This window comes from Aliiglaciecola sp. LCG003, from assembly GCF_030316135.1.
GTDB lineage: Bacteria > Pseudomonadota > Gammaproteobacteria > Enterobacterales > Alteromonadaceae > Aliiglaciecola.
Genome location: NZ_CP128185.1, coordinates 1,096,734 through 1,117,488, shown reverse-complemented (window position 1 = coordinate 1,117,488; position 20,755 = coordinate 1,096,734). Strand labels below are relative to the sequence as shown.

General features: G+C 42.8%; 17 protein-coding genes. 6 read left to right on the top strand and 11 right to left on the bottom strand.

Going from position 1 to position 20,755, the window contains the following annotated elements:
- Positions 1-64: 64 nt before the first annotated feature.
- The gene (locus tag QR722_RS04655; RefSeq protein ID WP_286285708.1) at positions 65-1,195 is read right to left on the bottom strand and encodes a M14 family metallopeptidase; all 1,131 of its coding nucleotides are present in this window, start codon (positions 1,193-1,195) and stop codon (positions 65-67) included.
- A gap of 142 nt (positions 1,196-1,337) precedes the next feature.
- Here QR722_RS04655 and QR722_RS04650 point away from each other — a divergent pair, with 142 nt between their 5' ends.
- On the top strand, positions 1,338-2,786 hold the full coding sequence (locus tag QR722_RS04650) for a cryptochrome/photolyase family protein (RefSeq protein ID WP_286285707.1): 1,449 nt from the start codon (positions 1,338-1,340) through the stop codon (positions 2,784-2,786).
- A gap of 481 nt (positions 2,787-3,267) precedes the next feature.
- On the opposite strand, the gene QR722_RS04645 is transcribed toward QR722_RS04650, so the two are convergent.
- The gene (locus QR722_RS04645; RefSeq protein WP_286285705.1) at positions 3,268-5,538 is read right to left on the bottom strand and encodes a YgiQ family radical SAM protein; all 2,271 of its coding nucleotides are present in this window, start codon (positions 5,536-5,538) and stop codon (positions 3,268-3,270) included.
- Positions 5,539-5,788: 250 nt separating this feature from the next.
- Positions 5,789-5,980, bottom strand: coding sequence for a zinc ribbon domain-containing protein (locus tag QR722_RS04640; RefSeq protein ID WP_286285703.1), 192 nt, complete (start codon positions 5,978-5,980; stop codon positions 5,789-5,791).
- A gap of 137 nt (positions 5,981-6,117) precedes the next feature.
- On the opposite strand from QR722_RS04640, the gene QR722_RS04635 reads away from it, so the two are divergent.
- Together QR722_RS04635 and QR722_RS04630 are read left to right on the top strand one after the other, a co-directional pair.
- Positions 6,118-8,253 carry an exonuclease domain-containing protein gene (locus QR722_RS04635; RefSeq protein WP_286285700.1) on the top strand — a complete coding sequence of 712 codons (2,136 nt, stop codon included), beginning with the start codon at positions 6,118-6,120 and terminating at the stop codon, positions 8,251-8,253.
- A 134-nt stretch (positions 8,254-8,387) separates the two neighbouring features.
- Positions 8,388-9,545, top strand: a complete 1,158-nt coding sequence (locus QR722_RS04630; protein ID WP_286285698.1) for an ABC transporter substrate-binding protein — start codon at positions 8,388-8,390, stop codon at positions 9,543-9,545.
- Between the two features lie 1,030 nt (positions 9,546-10,575).
- Here the strand turns inward: QR722_RS04630 and bamJ are convergent.
- The 6 genes from bamJ to QR722_RS04600 form a co-directional block, all read right to left on the bottom strand.
- Positions 10,576-11,046: a BamJ family beta-barrel-assembly machinery protein gene (gene bamJ, locus QR722_RS04625; RefSeq protein ID WP_286285696.1), complete on the bottom strand. Its 471-nt coding sequence runs from the start codon at positions 11,044-11,046 to the stop codon at positions 10,576-10,578.
- A 113-nt stretch (positions 11,047-11,159) separates the two neighbouring features.
- A complete protein-coding gene (locus tag QR722_RS04620; RefSeq protein ID WP_286287561.1) occupies positions 11,160-11,321 on the bottom strand; it encodes a LytTR family DNA-binding domain-containing protein in 162 nt (53 codons plus the stop codon).
- A 101-nt stretch (positions 11,322-11,422) separates the two neighbouring features.
- Entirely contained in the window at positions 11,423-11,959 is a 537-nt protein-coding gene (locus QR722_RS04615) for a LytR/AlgR family response regulator transcription factor (RefSeq protein WP_286285694.1), read from the bottom strand.
- Positions 11,956-12,999, bottom strand: a complete 1,044-nt coding sequence (locus QR722_RS04610; RefSeq protein ID WP_286285692.1) for a sensor histidine kinase — start codon at positions 12,997-12,999, stop codon at positions 11,956-11,958. The genes QR722_RS04615 and QR722_RS04610 overlap by 4 nt, the downstream gene beginning before the upstream one ends.
- A gap of 68 nt (positions 13,000-13,067) precedes the next feature.
- Positions 13,068-14,927 carry a CIA30 family protein gene (locus QR722_RS04605; protein ID WP_286285690.1) on the bottom strand — a complete coding sequence of 620 codons (1,860 nt, stop codon included), beginning with the start codon at positions 14,925-14,927 and terminating at the stop codon, positions 13,068-13,070.
- Positions 14,927-15,112, bottom strand: coding sequence for a hypothetical protein (locus QR722_RS04600; RefSeq protein ID WP_286285688.1), 186 nt, complete (start codon positions 15,110-15,112; stop codon positions 14,927-14,929). Before QR722_RS04600 ends, QR722_RS04605 begins: the two co-directional genes overlap by 1 nt.
- A gap of 323 nt (positions 15,113-15,435) precedes the next feature.
- Here QR722_RS04600 and QR722_RS04595 point away from each other — a divergent pair, with 323 nt between their 5' ends.
- Positions 15,436-16,053 carry a LysE family translocator gene (locus QR722_RS04595; RefSeq protein WP_286285687.1) on the top strand — a complete coding sequence of 206 codons (618 nt, stop codon included), beginning with the start codon at positions 15,436-15,438 and terminating at the stop codon, positions 16,051-16,053.
- Between the two features lie 122 nt (positions 16,054-16,175).
- A complete protein-coding gene (locus QR722_RS04590) occupies positions 16,176-17,201 on the top strand; it encodes a DNA topoisomerase IB (protein WP_286285686.1) in 1,026 nt (341 codons plus the stop codon).
- Positions 17,202-17,290: 89 nt separating this feature from the next.
- Here the strand turns inward: QR722_RS04590 and kynU are convergent, their stop codons facing one another.
- Together kynU and QR722_RS04580 are read right to left on the bottom strand one after the other, a co-directional pair.
- Positions 17,291-18,544, bottom strand: a complete 1,254-nt coding sequence (kynU, locus tag QR722_RS04585) for a kynureninase (protein WP_286285683.1) — start codon at positions 18,542-18,544, stop codon at positions 17,291-17,293.
- Complete coding sequence (locus QR722_RS04580) at positions 18,534-19,391, bottom strand: alpha/beta hydrolase family protein (protein ID WP_286285681.1); 858 nt, start codon at positions 19,389-19,391, stop codon at positions 18,534-18,536. Before QR722_RS04580 ends, kynU begins: the two co-directional genes overlap by 11 nt.
- 323 nt (positions 19,392-19,714) lie before the next feature.
- On the opposite strand from QR722_RS04580, the gene QR722_RS04575 reads away from it, so the two are divergent.
- Positions 19,715-20,755: an efflux RND transporter periplasmic adaptor subunit gene (locus QR722_RS04575; RefSeq protein WP_286285679.1), complete on the top strand. Its 1,041-nt coding sequence runs from the start codon at positions 19,715-19,717 to the stop codon at positions 20,753-20,755.

Below are 20,755 nucleotides of genomic sequence, written 5' to 3'. Positions count from 1 at the left end.
TATGTGCCTTGAGCACAACAACTAACCATGAGTATGCCAGAAGGGATCCCTGAGTAAAGCACTTTTATGTTGCTTCAGTGAGCAAAAAGAAATGGGTGAAACACTTATACAATTGCGTGCCACTGAGTACAGATGCCGATGGGAAATGTAAAATAGGGATCAGATCGCAAGGCGCAGTGATGGTTTCAGTTGCTCTTTCATTCTCCAATTCATCTACATTTAAAATCTTGGCTAAGGGTTGGCCTTCCTTGAGGTAACTACCAGGCTTAGCCATATATTCCACAATGCCCCCTTGACGGGTGTAAAGAATTTTATAGTTTTCTAATGTCACGGCCACCCGCTGCATGTTCTTCGGCTGATAATCGGCCTCGACCAGACAGTGTTTGGCATTGAGGTAAGATAAGATGCTACTTGCATCGTATTTGCCCTCATCAAAATCAATCACTTCTTGGCTGCCCATTTCTAAGGTAAAAGCCTCGACATTTAAATCAACATCAACGCCAGTTTTGCAGGCCAACAGTTTCTGTAAGGTCCACCAGTGACAAAATGTTGCTTCATCCAATGCTCCAGCAAACTTGTTAGGAATAAGTATCACATGGGGAATATTAAACAGTGAGGCGGATGCTTTTGCATATTCGGGCACATAGATATGTCGGGTCGACACTGGACCATTGTGGATATCAATCACGATGTCTGCATCAAACGCCAGTTGTTGTAACTTGAGATTCAGTTGCTGAGCCAGCCCCAATCCCCAAGTACTATTCAAACGTTCATCGATTTTTTGTTTAATCGCTTGGCGAAAGCGATCTTTCATAGCGGCTAGTGGTTCATCATCCGCGACTGTTAGTGCGAATTGTTCAACCAATTCGGAATCGAAATAATATCCTCGATTCCAGTTTGTACCATTAACAGGGTCAAAGCGACCTAGGGTATATTCTCCAGCTTTGATATTGGTTCCTACTGGATTGCAATTGGGCACTAAGGTAATTTCACCAAATATTTGTTGTGTTTTTAAGATTTGAATCAGGTGATAAATTACGACGTTGCCTTGGACTTCGGCACCGTGAATTGAACTTTGAATATAAACTTTAGGACCTGGTTGGCTGCCTTTAAATCGATACAGGGGCACATTCATATTGCGACCGGAGGCATTTTGCGCCACGACTAAATATTCTTTAGAAAACTGATTGTGCACCGCTGTACTTCTCTTAAACTGATATTACTAATTAAGAGTTATACCGATTTTTGAACGATTGTACAAAAGGTCAATGGATCCAATTCCATTAAAAGCGAGTAAACATATTATTGCCCACACGGGTCACAATGGAACAGCAACTTTGAATAAACAGATCAACATCATGTGGTTTCGACAGGACCTGCGGTTACGGGACAACCCCGCATTGCGCGAAGCCTGTTCGGATGGAAGCACGATCGCCCTATACATTCTAGATGATAAAAATCCACAACAATATGCAATGGGCGAAGCCAGCAAATGGTGGTTGCATCACTCCTTGGAGGCCCTCAACAAATCATTAGATGGCAAGTTGCACATTCGTAAAGGTGATCCACACACTATTTTAACTGAGTTAATTGACAAGACTGGGGCCGCCAAAGTCGTGTGGAATCGCTGCTATGAGCCATGGCAAATTAAGCGCGACAAAGGGATCAAGCAGCAACTCAAACAACAGGATGTGCTAGTCAGAAGCTTCAACGGCAGTTTATTGTGGGAACCGTGGGAGATCATGAATAAGGCAGGGTCGGTTTATAAGGTTTTTACGCCATATTATCGCAAAGGCTGCCTTCAAGCGCCGTCCCCACGGTCACCGGTTGATGCGCCTAAAGATTGCCAATATGAATATCTACCGGAGCTTGATCAGTCGCTGGATAATTTACAATTAATTCCCCAAATTGAGTGGTATCAAGCTTTTCCCAACCATTGTCAGCCCGGCGAAGAAGGAGCTGCAAATAACCTAAGTCACTTTTTATCCGAACCGGTAGCCAGTTACAAAGAGGCACGAGATGTACCATCAAAACAGGGAACTTCTCGTCTTTCTGGCCATTTACATTTCGGTGAAATATCTCCTCACCAAGTCTGGTACGCAGCCCTAAATAAGTATGCTGGCAGTATGGAAAATCCAGACCTAGATTGTTTTTTAAGTGAATTAGGCTGGCGAGAATTTAGCCACTATTTACTATTTCATTTCCCCACCCTGCCTGAGAAAAATTACAATTCAACATTTGATTCATATCAGTGGCGCGATGAAAACAGCGATCTTGTTTGTTGGCAGCAAGGCCAGACAGGCGTACCTATTGTCGATGCGGGCATGCGCGAGTTATGGCAAACCGGTTACATGCATAATAGAGTCCGCATGGTTGTTGGATCTTATCTAGTCAAAAATCTGCAAACCCATTGGCAACATGGCGAGCGCTGGTTTTGGGACTGCCTCGTCGATGCTGACTTAGCAGCTAACAGTGCAAGCTGGCAATGGGTTGCGGGCTCTGGGGCCGATGCATCACCATTTTTCCGTATTTTCAATCCTGTGACTCAGGGTGAACGCTTCGATAGTCAAGGCATTTACGTACGCAAATATTGCCCAGAGCTGGACGGTCTTCCTGATAAATATATTCACAAACCTTGGGAAGCCCCAGCAGATATATTGGCTAAAGCCAATCTGGTCCTTGGCAAACACTATCCGAAACCGCTGGTCGACCTAAAGGTTTCTCGACAACAGGCATTGGACGCCTATGCCAATGCTAAAGATAGTCAGCCCTCCCAGCCTAGTTGAGTACTTAATACCAAACCAGATGAGACTAGTTTGCTAGTTCTGGAATACCCCACCGCTAGTTATAATTCAACGCTTATATGCAGTAGCCCTAAGATAGGGTTACTGGTGGAAACCTCACCATATTAAGAGTTAGTGATGGCTGTCCATGTAAACTCGGTGATGTCCATGTAAACTCGAATTTTATAGGTGGCTGTCCACGCTAAAAGAGCACTGGAATATCCCACCGCTAGTTATAATTCAACGCTTATATGCAGTAGCCCTAAGATAGGGTTACTTGTGGAAGCCTCACCATATTAAGAGTTAGTGATGGCTGTCCATGTAAACTCGGTGATGTCCATGTAAACTCGAATTTTATGGGTGGCTGTCCACGCTAAAAGAGCAGAGTTAGTGGTGGCTGTCCACGTTAAAAGTACAAGCACAAAAAAAGGCAGGATGATGAGATCAGTCCTGCCTTGATGTATTTGCTTAAAGTTTAGGTTGGTTATTTATCCCGTTTTTTGCGACTTTTCTTTAATGCATCCGCAGCCACTTTGTTATGAGGCTGATTGTCACTAAAACGGGTTAAACCTTGTTGGGCTTTTTGCTTGGTTGAGCTTTCACCTTTGCCTTTTGCAATAGCTTTGTTACGTGAGCGACGAGCATATTCTTTATGATCTTTGCCACTTAATTCAGCGCGGCTTTCTGCTGGCACCAAATGCTTAGCGCCACTGCCAATCAAATAAGCTTTGCCCATATCTTTCAATGCTTGGCGGATTACCGGCCAGTTTGCAGGATCATGATAGCGTAAAAATGCACGATGTAAGCGACGATGTATTTCACCTTTGGGCACTGTCACCATTTCACTTTTATGATTGACCTTATGTATCGGATTTTTGTTGGTGTGGTACATAGTTGTAGCGTTGGCCATAGGCGAAGGATAGAAGTTTTGCACTTGGTCAAGCTTGAAGTTGCGCTCTTTCAACCACATTGCCAAATTCACCATGTCCATGTCTTCGGTCCCTGGGTGGGCCGAAATGAAATACGGGATCAAATATTGGTCTTTGCCCGCTTCTTTAGTGTACTTATCGAACAATACTTTAAAGCGATCGTAGGTGCCCATGCCTGGCTTCATCATTTTATCTAAAGGCGCTTTTTCAGTATGCTCAGGCGCTATTTTTAAATACCCTCCAACATGGTGAGTAACCAGTTCCCGAACGTAATTGGGATCTTCGATGGCCAAATCGTAACGCACTCCTGAGGCAATCAATACCTTCTTGACCCCCTCCACTTTACGCGCCTTGCGATACAACTCCACCGTTGGAGTCTGGTCAGTGTCTAAGTGACCACAAATATCCGGCCATACACATGAAAGACGACGACAAGTTTGCTCGGCTTTGGCACTTTTGCAGCGCAGTTTGTACATGTTGGCGGTGGGTCCGCCTAAATCTGAAATCACCCCAGTGAAACCTGGGACTTTATCGCGGATTTGTTCAATTTCACGAATGATGGAATCTTCTGAACGGCTCTGAATTACCCGACCTTCATGTTCGGTAATAGAACAAAAAGTACAACCACCAAAACATCCTCGCATGATGTTGACCGACGTTTTTATCATGTCATAGGCAGGAATTTTAGCCTTGCCGTAACTTGGATGGGGAACTCGTGCATAAGGTAAATCAAACACAGCATCCATCTCTTCAGTCTCTAGGGGAAACGCCGGAGGGTTGATCCAAACTATACGATCACCATGTCGCTGCGCTAACGCTCTGGCACAACCGGGATTGGTTTCCTGATGCAGAATTCTAGAGGTATGCGCATAATGGGTTTTTTCTGCCCGCACAACATCATATGGCGGTAACAATACGTAGGTCTTTTCCCAAGGTTTACGTCTTTGGGTCTTAGAGGTAAAGGGCTGAACTACAATAGGTTTAGCTAGTTGCGCTTCACCAACAGGGCTCTGCTCGGTGTCACCTACTGCACACTTGTCTTCGATGTAATCGTAAGGGCTAGTGATAGGTTCGATTTTTCCAATCACATCCACGTGAGTGGAATCCACGCCTTGCCATCCTGGCAATGGCTCTTTTCGCAATACAGCCGTGCCGCGCACATCTTGCAAATCAGCCAGGGTTTCACCGGCAGCAAAGCGATGAGCAATTTCCAATAAAGGTCGCTCAGCATTACCAAACATCAACATGTCGGCTTTTGAATCAAACAATACAGACCGACGGACTTTGTCGGACCAATAGTCGTAATGGGCTATGCGTCTAAGGCTGGCCTCTATTCCACCTATGATGACTGGTTTTTTATAGGCCTCTTTACAACGTTGAGTATAAACCGTCACAGCGCGATCTGGACGCTTACCCCCTTCATTGTTGGGCGTGTAGGCATCATCATGACGTAATTTACGATCTGCGGTATAGCGGTTAATCATAGAGTCCATGTTCCCGGCGGTTACACCGAAGAACAGATTGGGTTCACCCAATTTCATGAAATCTTTTTTACTGGTCCAGTCGGGCTGAGCAATAATTCCCACTCTAAAGCCTTGAGACTCAAGTACCCTGCCGATGACAGACATGCCAAAGCTAGGATGATCGACATAGGCGTCACCGGTCACAATGATGATATCGCAGCTATCCCAGCCTAGTTGATCCATTTCTTTGCGCGACATCGGCAAAAATGGCGCCGGGCCAAAGCACTCAGCCCAATATTTAGGATAGGAAAATAGCCCGCGTTCGGCTTTCATTCGCTCGACGGGCTTACGCATCACGGTCATCACTTACACCACTTATTCATTAGGGTCAAAATTTCGCGGGATTATAGCAGATTTTTACTCCTAACAAGAGCATTATCGTAGGCTCTGTTACAAGTACATCTGCGGTTAATTTTTAGTTAACGGAATCAGCAATTTTTCACATGTCCAAAATTATTCGCAGAGGCGCATATTCGTCACTATTCTCACTTATTTGGTGTGAATGCTATCCGTTAAAGTCCATCTATCAATAGTCATTTTTGTCTCACGGTATTTATTCGTCATCTCGTTTGGCGATAACTTCAATTCCAAATCCATTGTCAATCACCAATACTTCTATAGGTTGGCAGCATATCTGACAGTCGACGATTTGTTGTTGGCCAATATCATTAGCCTCATCAATTTCTAAGTCGTTAATTGTCATGCAATAGGGACATTCAAAACTCTCCGCAGAACTTAAACTCATTATGACTCCTTTTGTGGGTGAGTGAAATTATACGCGCGAATCGCAAAAGTGGATTTTCACAATCGACAAAAAATACTGACTGGATATACAGTGGTATTTATTTTAAAATACCGCTCAGACTAGTCGATGGATATCACATGAGAGTATTACCCAGCAAATATTATCTAGCCCATTTTCTGGAGTTTATCGAATTTATCTCGGGCCCTTGTGCGCATCTACTCGATGAACAAGATCGCCACTTCATTCAAATGTTTAATCAACTAGAAGAAGACGCGAAATGCTTATTTGTTCGTGGTCAAAGTCGTAAATCGCCGGTCATTAAGACGGCTTCGCTGTATTACGAAGAGCTCACTAACATTGAACACCATTTGTCTGAATTGCAACTTCAGGGCTTTTACAACTCTATTGGGCCGCAGCATTTTGAACAAGTCTTATTGCATTTAACCAAGGCCGAAATTGCACAAGTTCTAACCTTGGCAGGGGTCAGTTTTAAGCATAGCAGCCAGAAAATTCAATTATTAGAATCCGCATTGGAATTCGCCGAATTTGAGCATCTATTCAATCTTTGTCAGCCTGATAACTTGTTGTATAGAGGTTTCGATGAACAGCTAAATTATTTCCTGTTTTTATTTTTTGGAGACTTAAACAGTGGTTTGCAAAAGTTTTCTATGCGTGACTTAGGCATTATGCAAACCAAACGCGGAGTGAGTAACGACATTGCGCGGTTTGATTTTATTGATGAGGCTAAAAGTGCTTATTTTTATGCTCAGCAACTGCGTAATCTTGGTAATTTATCGACTCAACAACTCATCCATTGTGCGCATCAGCGAGACAACTTCCCGTCGCCCCACGGTACGCTAGCTAATATCTACGCTGATCGCTTACTATTTCAACTTGGTAAAAAATTACTGCCCATAGAATCCAAGCTGGCATTAGAGATACTGGGTGCATCTAGTGAGCCACAGGCTCAAGAAAAGGTCATCAGAGAGCGCTACAAACTAGGTCATAAAGATTGGGTTAAATCCCAACTAGAAAACATTATAGACCAACCTGAAAGTGAAACATTATTGGCATTTGCCGAAGACTTTTTGGCGCGTAAATTTGGTCAAAAACGTACCAGTGAATTAACCGATATGTTGCGAGAAAAGGCACAGCGACTGCAAATAGATGAAATATATTCAGATTCCGTAGAAAATGGAGTGAAATTATTCTATCAAAAACGAGGGAAACAAGTTTTCCGTACTGAAAATCGACTCTGGCGGGCCTTATTTGGATTAGTTTTCTGGGAAGAGCTATTTGAAATAGACAACGCTGCCCTGGTGACCGAGTTCGATCACAAACCTCAATCTATTTCTCACAACTGTTTTTATACAACTTTCGAGCAAGCTATTGAAACACGCCTATATCGAATGACCAGCAATGAAATGGCTTTTAAGCAGGTCAGTAAAATTATGCTAGAAAAATACGCTACTCCTAATGGCATATTTCGTTGGCACAAATCACTGCTAGAAGTATTAGCAGTATTTTTTGACCACGTTGATATAGAAGATTTAAAGCTACATTTGCGTACCATGGCGCAAGATTTCAGAACCTTCGGAGACGGTTATCCGGATCTAATGGTGGTCGATGAGCAGGGCTTGCGATTTGAAGAAATCAAAGCGCCCGGTGATCAACTGCGTAAAAACCAGCTTTTAACTATTAAACAACTTCGTAAGGCTCAATTTAACGTAGCTGTCACTCAAGTTGAATGGTTTCTTGATCCTAATCAAGTCTATGCGGTAGTCGATATCGAAACCACGGGAGGTCGAGCAAACGGCCACCGTATAACCGAAATAGGCATCGCTAAGGTAGTCGGTGGTAAGGTTATTGATACTTGGCAAACCTTACTTAATCCGCAGCGCCATATACCACACAAAATCACTCAATTAACTGGCATCAGCAATGACATGGTAGCGGATGCGCCATTATTTGTGGAAGTGGCTGACAAATTAAGGGATTATTTATCCGATTGCGTATTTGTAGCGCATAATGTGAACTTTGATTACGGATTTATTCGCACTGAATTTGAACGCTTAGAGCAAAACTTCAGGATGCCAAAACTGTGCACAGTAAGAGAAATGCGTAAAGCCGTACCGGGACTTCCATCGTACTCTTTGGCCAATCTCACCCGTCATTTTGACATCGACATGACACAACATCACCGTGCCCTATCAGATGCACAAGCCGCTGCAGAACTTTTATTTATTATAAATCGGCACAGACATGCTAACTAATTGTAAAACCGAATATTTTCTAGTATTAACCGACTTATTAGACTAACTCGATGAAATTCCTGACAGATTAAATTTACCTACCAGATCTTTACGTTTTTTTGCTTTTATCTAAGAATCTGGTATATCTTTCCAATATGAAAATTATTTTATTATTGTTGCTAGTGCTGGGCGTCCAAAATGCAGTTTTTGCAGATGAGCAGGCGACGCCTAAAAACGTCCCCCTGAATGCTTTATTATTTATCCATGCTGACCCTGGATTTCCTTTTTATGACAGTACGGTTTTGTATGCAAAAAGTGCAGCCCAGGCACTGAATATAAAATTACAAGTAGAATATATTCCTAAAAGATTGCGAGACCGATTCGGCGTAACCCAATTCAAAAGTAGCTTTATTGATTCTCTGACTACTCCCCCTGACATTGTGATTAGTCCACTTGCGTTTGGTGCTGAAGAAAAATTTCTCACCATTTTAGCTGAGCGAAAAATCCCGTTCATTTCATTCAACACTTATCTGTCCAACACTGACTTTGCTCGACTGGGCAAACCCCGTGAGCGTTTTCCCCTGTGGTTGGCCCATCTCGCCCCCAATGACGATTTAGCCGGAGCCATGTTAGCCAGTGACCTAATTACGCGAGCTACGCGCATAAAACAGTGTGAACAGCGAGCCTGCAATATAAATTTGTTCGCGTTTACTGGATTAAAATACACCTCTGCGAGTTCCCATAGAGTTGACGGTTTGTTATCTATCACTGAGCCGAACAAGCAAGTCACTCTCCTGAACACGGTAGATGCTCAATGGAGTCAGAATGTAGTAAGAGGCTTCATGCCAACTGTCCTGTCCCGACACAATGATGTTGATGTTTTTTGGGCCGCCAGCGACATTATGGCCTTCGGTATTATCGAAGGATTGAAGGCCTATGATAAAAAACTGCAAACCAATCCTATTATTGGCAGTATCGATTGGTCACCGGATAGCATTGATCTCATTAGACAGCAGCAATTAAGTGTAAGCTACGGGGGCCATTTTATGGAAGCAGGTTGGGCGCTGTTGATGTATTTTGACTATCTGGCTGGACATGATTTTGCGGGCCATACAGGCACTATATTAAGCACCCAAATGGCCGCAATGGATCAAGATAACATTGCACAAATCGGTGATTTCCTCGCTGCGCCAAACTGGTCTGAAAGCCAATTTAAAAAGCTCAGCATGAGTTTAAATCCGGCCAACAAAAGATACCACTTTAACCCTTTAGATATTGTTAAAGCACAGATTGCAGAGAATGTTGCCAACTGAATTAATCAGATTCACTATCAGCACGGCTGGCAATCTTAGGGACCAGTAAAAATAAAGGGGACAAGGAAGTAAAATCTCAAATATATTTTAATATTAGTTATTGGGTTATTGACAAGCGCTTGCGCGGCTAAGCAAACTAATATTCCTTATACCGATATCAAAGAAAAGGTTTTTTCGCTAGAGCCAATAGTACTTGATGTAACTACACTGTCTTTTGACCAAATAGACAGCCAAACCAACACGCTGAATAGATACATTGGCAGTTATCCCCCTCGTTTCTACAATGAATAGAACTGCAAAATGTCTTTACAAAATGACTTATATTGGTGTCTGAGGCTGAAGCTTATAATAAGGTAAATACAAACACTGAGCAGTCGCTATATCTACTTGCAGAGTTATATCGCCCAGGACATAATCTGGATCTAAAAGGCAGCGCCGAGAAAGCTATGCAGAACCTTGAATCATGCGTAAAACCGTATGAAAATTCAATCCAGTGTAATTTTTCTGCTAGTTACTTTTATCGTTCTATTGGCGTGGAATATTTAGATAGAGCAGCAAAAAGTCTATCGGTGTTAAAAGCATCACTTCAGCCCAAACCTCAACCAAGAAGTTGAGGCAGGCTCGGTATTCTTATATCTATACCGTCAGAATATTGCCTTGGCAAAACAGCAAATCGACCTATTTATCCACAACTTTCCAAATTCGCCCAGAGCACAAGCTTTCACAAACATAAAAGATAGTAAAGGCGACACTATTGAATGGCAGCAGCAATAATGGTTAACGTTTCTTAGGAAGGTTAATAGCTGTCCTTGTAACGGTTTCTAGAGTGGCTGTCCATGTAGCAGGATTAGGATAGTTTCAAGTTACTCTGACCCTCTTGATACTGTTTCAAGTTACTCTGACCCTCTTGATAGACCCTCTTGATACTCTTGATACTCTTGATACTTGATACTCTTGATAGGAAATTTAAAAACGTAAATGAAGCCCCAAAGCAGGCCACCAACTATCCTATTAATGGGCATAGACGTAACTAGAGGATCTGTAAAAGTTCAACTTCAAAAATAAGCAAAGAACCTGGGGTAATCTTCCCAGCAGCTCTATTGCCATACCCCAAATCAGATGGAATGAAGAATTTAAATTTATCTCCAACCACCATCAATTGAACCCCTTCGGTCCAACCGCTTATGACTTGATTAAGCGGAAAGCTGATAGGTTCTCCACGATCGACTGAGCTATCAAATACAGTTCCATCTAACAAGGTGCCGTGGTAATGCACTTTGACTGTTGAACTGGCTTTGGGGTGAACATCTCCCTCACCTTTTTGTAGTACTTGATATTGCAAGCCAGAAGCCGTTTCTTGCACACCCTCTTTAGCTTGGTTTTTTATCAAGAAATCTTTTCCTATGGCTATATTTTCAAGCGCAATCTTTTTACTATTTGAATTTCTAGTGAAATAAAATACAGCTAGTGCAATGACTACAGCCAAAACGATAAATTTCATAATTCGTCCTATTAAATTGAGACTTGGGACAATATTCGCTCCGGCAACGCTGTCCTGTAGAATATTAAAAAGTGATGAACCGGTGATCTAATAGTGCTTGGGTTTTAGTTAAATTATAGGTTTAATAATTGTTTTAATTTGTCCGCACCCGCTCTACTGGTACTGAGTTCTGTTTTGTCTTTGTCATTCATAATAATCATTAATTTCCCATTAAACCAGCGCTGAATTTCCTTTATTTTATCGACATTAATCAAATAGCTACGGTGGATACGAATAAATTGCGAAGGCTCTAATGATTGCTCAAGAAAATCCAGCTTCTCAGAAATATAGTGCTCAGCTATTCCATCCCATGCTAAACAATTACCTTGAGCAGACTTTATAAAACCAAGTCTTTTGGCGACAGTATAGTCATACGTTCACCATTTTTACTGACCAAACGTCTGAGCGGTATACTAGCATTACTTGGGGCACTGGCAGAAAATTCTCGGCTTTGCTCGACTTGAATTGCAGAAAAAAGCTGTTGCTTGGCTTTATCTATTGCATCTTTTAAACGGGCTAGCGGAAAGGGTTTCAGTAGGTAGTCAGTGGAAGATTTCTCAAAGGCTTGTATCGCGTATTGGTCATAAGCGGTTGTAAAGATAATAAGCGGCTTGTAGTCGAGCAAACTTAACAGATCCATACCGCTAATTTCGGGCATCTGAATATCAAGCAAAACCAAATCAGGCTCTTGTTCATTTATCAGCACCACAGCTTCTTTCCCCGTCGTGGCAAACCCTACCACCTCTACATCATTTATCAGGCTCAGTTGATGAGCAAGTTTAACTCTAGCTGGTTTTTCATCATCAGCAAAAATTACCCGTATTTTTGTCGATGCATGGCTTGCTCCAGGTTTGTCTGAAATTGAATGACTCATAATGCCATCTCGACCTTAACTGTAGCGCCACAAAGACTTTCGTTGGCATTATTAAACAAGCTGACTTTCCCACTGGGTAGTTGCTGCACTCGTTGTTGCAAGTTTCTCATCCCCACTCCCTTGCCGTGACCTTTTGTTAATACTTCATCGGTAAAACCGCAACCATTATCACTGACCGAAATAGTTAACAGTTGACCTCCATTTAATGAGCTTGTTTCGACCTTAACAGTGATAGACAAGTGGGTTTGATCAGCATTGTGCTTAATCGCATTTTCAACAATGGGTTGCAGAATAAGCGGTGGAACTTGGGTGTTTAATAGAGCTTTAGGAATATCAAACACCACTACAAGCCTATCACCAAATCGCGCTTTTTCGATATTGAGGTATTTATGAATAATATCTATTTCTTGTTGCAACGAGACACTTTTAGCCTCCCCCGTTTCTAATGAATAACGCAATATATCGGCCAATTCATGCAGCACTTCATCGGCTAAGTCCGGGTTGCTGTGAATATATGCCGATATAGTATTTAAACTATTGAACATAAAGTGCGGATTTAATTGATATCTTAAAGTTTGTAACTGCGCTTGCTTTCTAGCCTGTTTTTCTTGAGATATCTTTGCTCTACTTTCAAAATAACGAGAAATAAAATAAATGGGGGTTGCCCATGAAAGCCCACCAAAGAATATAAAAGCGCCCATCGACGATGCACCAAAGGCTAGCTGAAGTAAATAATCGGTAATCAACAAACCAAGGCTTAAGCACCCCACGGCAATGAACCACTCGATAAGGGTATTTGTCACCCCCTTAATTCGTAACGCGAAAATTACATACGCAGCCAGCCAAACAGGTAGCCAGTAAAAGCAGACAAACCAAATACTGGTTGCCAATAGTGTATCCAATGAAATAGACGACACGCCAGATAAAACCAACCCAGCGGTAAATATGAGGTCAACAATAAGCAAGGTAAAAAAACTGTATTTATAGAATGGGTGACTTAACATGCTCATCTCAAATGTAATACGTTGGGAAGTAAACATAAAAGCATCAAAATCAGCTAGTTGGATACTTTTACTTTCAGCATAAATTATCTTATTAGGTTATCAAATTAGAAATAACTTATTTCACTTATTTCAAGGCTGTTGGCATTGCTAGCAATTTCCTGACCTGACATGGTGCGCCAAACAAAACTTATTCCAGTCAACTTGTTGGCCGACCATTGTATGGGGCTGCCAAAGCCAAACTGCTTTAATTGATCGAAGTGCACTTCAAGGGTACGCCACTCTTGGCTTGGTGCAAGTGTGCTTGAAAAGTGATCCCAGTCGACTACGTCACTATGATAAACCGAAATACCGAAAGGAATTTTAGAGCCCCGATAGGTTATCTTAACGCCTTTAAATCGAGAGGCATCTACTGGATTGTCAAACAAAAGCTGCCCGCCTGCCCATGCGCCAAAACCACCTGGCTTGCCTAAATGAGTGGTTATGGTTAAGACTTTATCTTGTTTCGATATACTGGCTTTAGACTGTCCTCCCATCATGGAGTCGCTAATTTCTTGCCACTGAATTTCGTCGGCAAAATCATCTATCACTTTGGCTGATTTCAATCCAACAACTTCCTCAGCATTACAGGCTTCACCATAGGGAGTAACTGCTTTGTTTTGCTCAACTAAACGCTCTCTGTTAACCAATTTTCCCGATTTATACACCCCATGAATATTTTTTAGTTGCGATAGATCCTTAATGGGGTCACGTTCGAGCAGAATAAAACTTGCCTCAAAACCTTTTTTCAATTGACCAATATCAGATTGTTGGATTATTTTTGCGGCATCAACAGTAGCTGCGTTAATGACCTGAGCTGGGGTTAATCCGGATTCATGCAGCGCTTGTATTTCATTGTGAAGTGCCGTGCCGTGCAAAGTATAAGGGTTACCCGCATCTGAGCCCGCCCCAATTACGATACCTGCTTGGGATAGCAACCTAATATTCTGATAAGCTAATTGACGGTTTTGCCAAGCAATGTCTTTCCATTTAGGTGGCGGTGGTACCTCATCGAACAAACAGCCTTTGAGTTTTTGCGGCACGGCTTCAAGTAAGGCACTATCGCTGCTTACAGCTTGACTAGCTTTTTCAGCACTATGGTTATGGTACACAGCAAGGGTTGGAATATAGGCAACTTTGTGTTTCACCATCAATTCAATAAATTCATCGTCAATTAATTCAATATTAATTCCATGAGCTAATGCGGTTGCCCCAGCTCTTATTGCCCTTTTGCCATCCGCCAGGGTGGATACATGTATAAAGTAAGGCAGTCCAGCGGCTTTGGAGCGTTTCCCTAACTCGCTAAGTTGGTTGTCAGTTAACGATGCACCATGGCCGCCAAAAGTCTCGATAACCGCTTTGGTAACATGCGGGTTGCGGGCCATATGCTGCTGCCACAGACGTTCTATTGCGGCATCATCGGTTACTTCTAATGCCGAGCCACCGAATTGTGTTCCGTGTCCGCCGGGATTAGTAAATAATGCCCCAGCGTAAAAAAAATTAGGTGAGAGCGTACTTTGTGCTAATTGCTTTGCTTCATTGAGGGTTTGATCAACCGAAAATAAGTCAACAATGTTGGTTACACCCAAATATAAGTTTGAGTTAAAGTGAGATGTCACTGGTAAGTATTGAAACGCTTTTCCATAATTACTGCCAGATGCACCAAGATGAACATGAAGATCAATCAAGCCAGGTATCGCGTAATTATTATTTGCATCAACAATAGCGTCAGCATTTTTTGATTTGGCGCTGCTGCTCGCAATTTCGGTTATTTTACCATCGTCGATGTACAAAGTACTGGGTTGGCTAAAGCTTTGGCTCTGTGATTGGTATAGACGTATGTTGTCGACACGCAAATCAATAGCTTGCGCATTAAAACAGCTAAAAACACTTACTAAGCTCGCAATTCCTAATGATAATTTATTCATTATTTGCTCTCCTGTTCGCTGTCCGCTCGATTAAACAAAACAAAAAGCCCGAATAAAACAACATTCAAAATTAACATATTGGTATAAGGCTGGCTTGTGGGCAGCAAATTTATGCCCAATACATAGGTTAAAACCGATTGGACGAATAGGGTTACACTGGCTGTTTTCGCTATTGCTTTGATCATCTTGGGTTCCTTGCTTAGATTTATAACGTTAAGGTCGCTTGACTAGATGACCTTACCTGGTGGCGCCTTGGTTTTAGATGTGACTAATTTAGAGGCATAAAACAAGCTTGTCGGTTGCTTATTGCTGAACTGACATTATTTGAGGTTGAACCGACATAAAGTTGAAATTTGTTTTAGGTCGCGTAAGCATTGATACATCGCTATCAGGTCTAGCAGATTTTAGATAAAAATTGGCAACCGTAACTTTAGCAAACTGAAGTATTTAGCTTTTGAGAAAAAATTAAGTAAACTAGGCCGCTATTTTCTCACTCTGACATAGCAACATGCCTGATTGGTCGATCCTCGCCGTATTTATCCCTACCTTTTTCTTCGTATCCATCACTCCAGGATTGTGTATGACCTTGGCCTTGACTCTGGGCATGAGTGTGGGCCTGCGCCGGACCCTATGGATGATGTTAGGTGAGGTCATAGGTGTGGCGTTAGTCGCGATAGCTGCTGTAGTCGGGGTGGCATCCTTGATGTTAAATTTCCCGCAGATATTTAATGTCCTTAAATGGGTCGGCGGTGCCTACTTAGCCTATATAGGCATCAAAATGTGGCGGGCTAAAAGCCAGCACCTTGAAGTCGCACGCCTGGTGACCCCACCAAACAATTTGAATTTGATATCACAGGGGTTTGTCACTGCCATCGCCAATCCCAAAGGCTGGGCATTTATGATTTCACTATTACCGCCATTTTTAACTTTATCTAAACCTATGGCCCCCCAACTGGCTGTATTGGTGGGTATCATCATGTGCAGTGAATTTATTTGCATGCTGGCCTATGCCACTGGCGGCAAGTGGCTTAGGCACTTTTTAAACCGCGGTGATAACCTGCGCTGGCTAAATCGAATAGCGGGGGGTTTATTGATCTGTGTGGGGGCATGGCTAGCATTAGGTTAAGTATACAATTAGTATTGGGTTTGGCCCCTTTTCCCGCAACTGAACAGTCTGGCTAAACATCCAAACTCATTAAACGCGCGTAGATCAAGGTATCTTTTCCAGCCATTTCCGAGTAGGTAATAATGGATAGCAATCAACCAAGCACTGGCTTTATATTTCGAAAACGTTGGGGCAAGGGTTTTCAATATTTTGATACCAACAACCGCAAGGTTACTAACCGTCAGCGTTTAAATCGTATTCGATCGCTCACCATTCCGCCAATGTGGGAAGATGTACTGATCGCTACCGATACACAAGCGAAAGTGCAGGCAACGGGACGAGATGACAAGGGTCGGAAACAATATATTTATAGTGAACAATGGCAACTAGCACAACAAGGGATCAAATTTGAACGTCTAGTTAGTTTCGCACAAGCCTTGCCCAAGCTTCGGAAAACCTGCACAGACCTATTATCAAATAAACAATGGTCGCCAAGTAATGTTATAGCTCTGATGATCCTAATTCTCGATCACACTGGCATTCGCATTGGTAACAAACGCTATTCACAACACAATAACACCTATGGGCTATCCACTCTTCGTCGCAAGCATATTGTCGACAACCAACAAGGGTTGGAGTTTCAGTTTGTTGGCAAAAGTGGCAAAGATCGTAGCGTTAAAATTGATGATGAACACCTAGCAAATTTGATTGATTTAGCCAGCCAACAGCCCGGTTATCAGATATTCAGATATAAAAATATCGCTAATCAATGGTCCGATGTCAGTTGTGATGAAGTGAATGCTTTTATAAAGGCCGAAATGGGCGAGGAATTCAGTTGTAAAGACTTTCGAACATGGACAGGCACATGTTTGGCAGTTGAGTATTACTGTGAATTAATTCAGCAGGCTGTTCATAACCCAAAAAAGAAAAAGCTAAAGAAAAACCAATTACACAGAAACACTACCACCAAGGTAATCAAAATGGTGGCAAAATCTCTGGGTAACACACCTGCAATTTGTAAACAGTACTACATTCATCCCAAGGTGCTTCTCAGTATCGATGAACAACGAATTGATCCCAGTACAGTATGTGATGTCAGCTTCGATAAAGCGGAGACTGGACACAGTGCCGCAGAAAAACAAGTACTTAAAATACTCTCGTCTAACTAAACAGTAAAATTGAAAGTTAAGCCTTTGGCCCGTTACTCAATTCAGTCTTGCTTATATGAGGTTCGCTGGGAGAGTAAATCCAATTGTGGTTATGTCACACTTAGACGAGCTTGGAAACGTGCCTGGGTATAGATTTTCTGCTGCATAATATCAGCCAGTATCAGGGTGGCATTGTGCACGTCACAGAAGCTCACATATAAAGGTGCAAAGCCAAGTCTAAGTATATCTGGCGAACGGAAATCACCAATCACCCCATGGCCAATTAAGGCTTGGCAGATAGCGTAGGCGTCTGGGTGAGCCAGTGCAAATTGACTTCCTCGCTCTTGTGCATTCATTGGTGATGCCGCTGTAAATAAGTCAAACAAGTTGTAGTGATGCAAACACTGGACAAAGAAATCGCCAAGCTGTACTGACTTTTCACGAATGGCGGACATGCTGGTTTTGGTAAAAATACTCAATGCAGCATCCAAGACGCTCATAGACAGGATCGCCGGTGTACCACTTAAACATTGATTCATTCCCTCAGCGGCATGATAATCCGCTGAAAAAGAAAAGGGTGTCTTGTGACCCATCCACCCTGTCAGTGGTTGCTGGAAAGCGTCTTGATGGCGCTGCGCAATATAGATAAATGCTGGTGCGCCAGGTCCACCATTGAGGTATTTGTAACCACAGCCTAGGGCAAAATCAGCTTCACAATCATCAAGATGAAGATCCAGCACCCCAGCACTGTGGGCTAAATCCCAAATAACCAAAATGCCTTTGTCGTGGGCTAGTTTGGTGAGTCTTTGCATATCATGGATCACACCACTTCTAAAATTAACGTGGGTGAGTAATAGCACGGCCACATTTTCAGATAATGACGCCTCGATTGCATTTTCCTCCACCAGCTCCAGTTGGCATTTAGCTGCTCCTAATAGCCCTTGCAAACCTTGCACCATATACAGATCAGTGGGAAAGTTATCCGCTTGTGAAACCACCTTGTGGCGACCTCGTTGCATCATTAATGCTCCACTTAACAGCTTAAATAAATTGACTGAGATCGAATCACAACAAATAGTTTGACCCGGTTCAGCGCCAATTAGACCACCGATAGATTCACCCACTTTGCGGGGCAAGTCTATCCACTGATGCTTATTCCAACTGGTGATCAAATCCCTTCCCCACTGTTGCTCTACAACTTCTCGCGCTCTTTGACGAGCAATCTTGGGTAGTGCACCCAACGAGTTGCCATCTAGGTAAATGGTATCCTCAGGAAGATCAAAATCATCTTTTATCATGCGCAGCGGGTCAGCAGCATCTAGTTGGTTAGCCTGCAACTGCATATCGCTATTTTCAACGGTCATATTTTTGAGTCTCTAACTGGCTTGATTGAGCATTTAGGGTTGTAACTAAGGTGTCAAAAGCTGTGCTTTGTGGATGTAAAAAGTCGAAATGGCCCGCATCGGGAATGATCACCGACCGCCCCGTTGGCTGGATACTTTGACTGAGAGGCACTATGCTATCAGCCGAACCATGTAACAGCACGCTGTGAGTGAAAGACTTTGCGGTTGCCAGATCATAAGCAGCAGGCATTTGTGCAAAGCTGCCCCCCATGAATTTAGGCACGGCTTGTTGGCAACTATTTTCGCCAGCGCCGTACTTGGCCACATCCGTTATTGCGGCCAAACCTATAGCGTGAATACTGCCGTTTCGCTTATCGGCTGCTAACGTGGCCAAATGCCCGCCAGCGGAATGGCCGACCACAAATACTTGCTGTGGATCAAAGGGCTCTTGAGTCTGATTTAATATAAAATCGATTCCAGCTTGCACATCTAAAAACGCCCCTGGCCAGTTGCCTCCTTCATCGCCTGCGCGACGATACTCTAGGCTCCACACAAGATAACCTTGTTTGGCAAGTGCGCTGGTAAGTGCAAAACTGTGATCAATACCGTACGCGTTGAGCCAACACCCCCCGTGGACAAAGATGACCAGTGGCGAGGCTTCATTGTCACTTGTGTTAAGGGGTCTCCACAACTTGCCGTATTGATATTTATCGTTACCATATGCCAAGGTCAAATCGGCATCCTCATAGGGCAATTCGAGAATTGATTTATAACTCACATTGGTCAGGGGTAGTTTGCTCGGCTGAGCGCATAGACCTGCGCTAACAACAAAAAATATTGAGGCTAGAAAATGGTATAGGTTGAGCATAGTAAGTCATGATAACAAAAGGAAATTATTACTATCTTAAAGGTGAATAAGGATCACTACCAGCGCAACAGTTAATTGCTTTAAAGTTTGAGACTTCAGCTAAATAGGAAGGCAAAAATAGTTTAATAGACCAAGTGATAAAACCGTGTATCTTTTTCTAACTTCATCATTATAAAGTCTGCCGGTCCGATAATTATTGAAATCGGGTCTAGATTAAACAGCTTTGCACTATCTTTACATTTTACATGTTTCTATTGTAGTCGGATTGATCGAAAATGCCGTTTCCCAAGTAATAATTTCATATCTTAATTAGTTGAAAACAAATGAAAATTCTAAATCCTACTTACATCATGTTAGTGGCCTTGATGGGTTTAACATTAAATTCAAAAAGTTATGCTCAGTCCCGTCCTGATTCTGGACCGACAAAAGTCATTACAGAGCCACTCAAATTTGAATCCCTGGAAACCACGGTTGAAGCAGTGGGTACGGCAGAAGCATTGAAATCTGTAAATGTTTACCCTGCAACTGCTGACAAAGTGATTGAAACTAACTTTACACCAGGCCACTGGGTCGAAAAAGGCCAAGTGCTGCTCAAGCTCGATTCACGCCGTCAAACGGCTGCGCTTAAGCGTAGTCAGATTATGCTTAAGGACGCAAAACGGAATTTGTTGCGCTTGCAGCAAAGCAGCGATGGTGGTGCAGTTGCACAAAGCGCTTTAGACGCAGCTAAAATATCTCAGGAACTTGCAGAAGTATCGGTTATCGATGCGCAAACCGATTTAGAAGACCGAGTTTTGATCGCGCCTTTTAGCGGCTATGTGGGGCTTTCAGATATAGAGGTTGGTGACAGGATCACCACTCAAACTATGGTCACCACGTTGGATGATAGAAGTCGCTTGTTCGTCAACTTCAGTGCACCTGAATCTTCGTTGGCAGCAGTGACAACGAATAGTCGTGTTGTACTTCAACCTTGGTCAGATAGAAACATCAAGCTCGATGCTAAAGTTAGCCAAGTAGACTCTAGACTCGATATCGAAAATCGCACAATTCGAGTGCGGGCAGAGTTAGATAACAAACAAGATGTGTTTCGCCCAGGTATGAGTTTTCGAGTAAATTTAATTATGCAGGGGCAGGAATACGCAGCCATCCCTGAGTCTGGGCTTTCATGGGGTCCATCAGGTGCCTATGTGTGGAAAGTTATTGGCAATAAAGCCACCAAAGTCCCGGTCAATATTAAACAACGATTGCGCGGAAGAGTGTTAGTAGAGGGTGACTTACTTCCCGCCGATACCATTATTGTTGAAGGTATCCAGCGCTTACGACCCGGCCAAGAAATTCAAGCACAACCGAATAAGAGTGACTAA

Bases quoted from the DNA above. Each gene is read 5' to 3' on its own strand.
- QR722_RS04645 (WP_286285705.1), bottom strand. From the start codon at position 5,538: ATGACCGTGATGCGTAAGCCCGTCGAGCGAATGAAAGCCGAACGCGGG.
- QR722_RS04640 (WP_286285703.1), bottom strand. From the start codon at position 5,980: ATGAGTTTAAGTTCTGCGGAGAGTTTTGAATGTCCCTATTGCATGACA.
- QR722_RS04635 (WP_286285700.1), top strand. From the start codon at position 6,118: ATGAGAGTATTACCCAGCAAATATTATCTAGCCCATTTTCTGGAGTTT.
- QR722_RS04630 (WP_286285698.1), top strand. From the start codon at position 8,388: ATGAAAATTATTTTATTATTGTTGCTAGTGCTGGGCGTCCAAAATGCA.
- bamJ (WP_286285696.1), bottom strand. From the start codon at position 11,046: ATGAAATTTATCGTTTTGGCTGTAGTCATTGCACTAGCTGTATTTTAT.
- QR722_RS04615 (WP_286285694.1), bottom strand. From the start codon at position 11,959: ATGAGTCATTCAATTTCAGACAAACCTGGAGCAAGCCATGCATCGACA.
- QR722_RS04610 (WP_286285692.1), bottom strand. From the start codon at position 12,999: ATGTTTACTTCCCAACGTATTACATTTGAGATGAGCATGTTAAGTCAC.
- QR722_RS04605 (WP_286285690.1), bottom strand. From the start codon at position 14,927: ATGAATAAATTATCATTAGGAATTGCGAGCTTAGTAAGTGTTTTTAGC.
- QR722_RS04600 (WP_286285688.1), bottom strand. From the start codon at position 15,112: ATGATCAAAGCAATAGCGAAAACAGCCAGTGTAACCCTATTCGTCCAA.
- QR722_RS04595 (WP_286285687.1), top strand. From the start codon at position 15,436: ATGCCTGATTGGTCGATCCTCGCCGTATTTATCCCTACCTTTTTCTTC.
- QR722_RS04590 (WP_286285686.1), top strand. From the start codon at position 16,176: ATGGATAGCAATCAACCAAGCACTGGCTTTATATTTCGAAAACGTTGG.
- kynU (WP_286285683.1), bottom strand. From the start codon at position 18,544: ATGACCGTTGAAAATAGCGATATGCAGTTGCAGGCTAACCAACTAGAT.
- QR722_RS04580 (WP_286285681.1), bottom strand. From the start codon at position 19,391: ATGCTCAACCTATACCATTTTCTAGCCTCAATATTTTTTGTTGTTAGC.
- QR722_RS04575 (WP_286285679.1), top strand. From the start codon at position 19,715: ATGAAAATTCTAAATCCTACTTACATCATGTTAGTGGCCTTGATGGGT.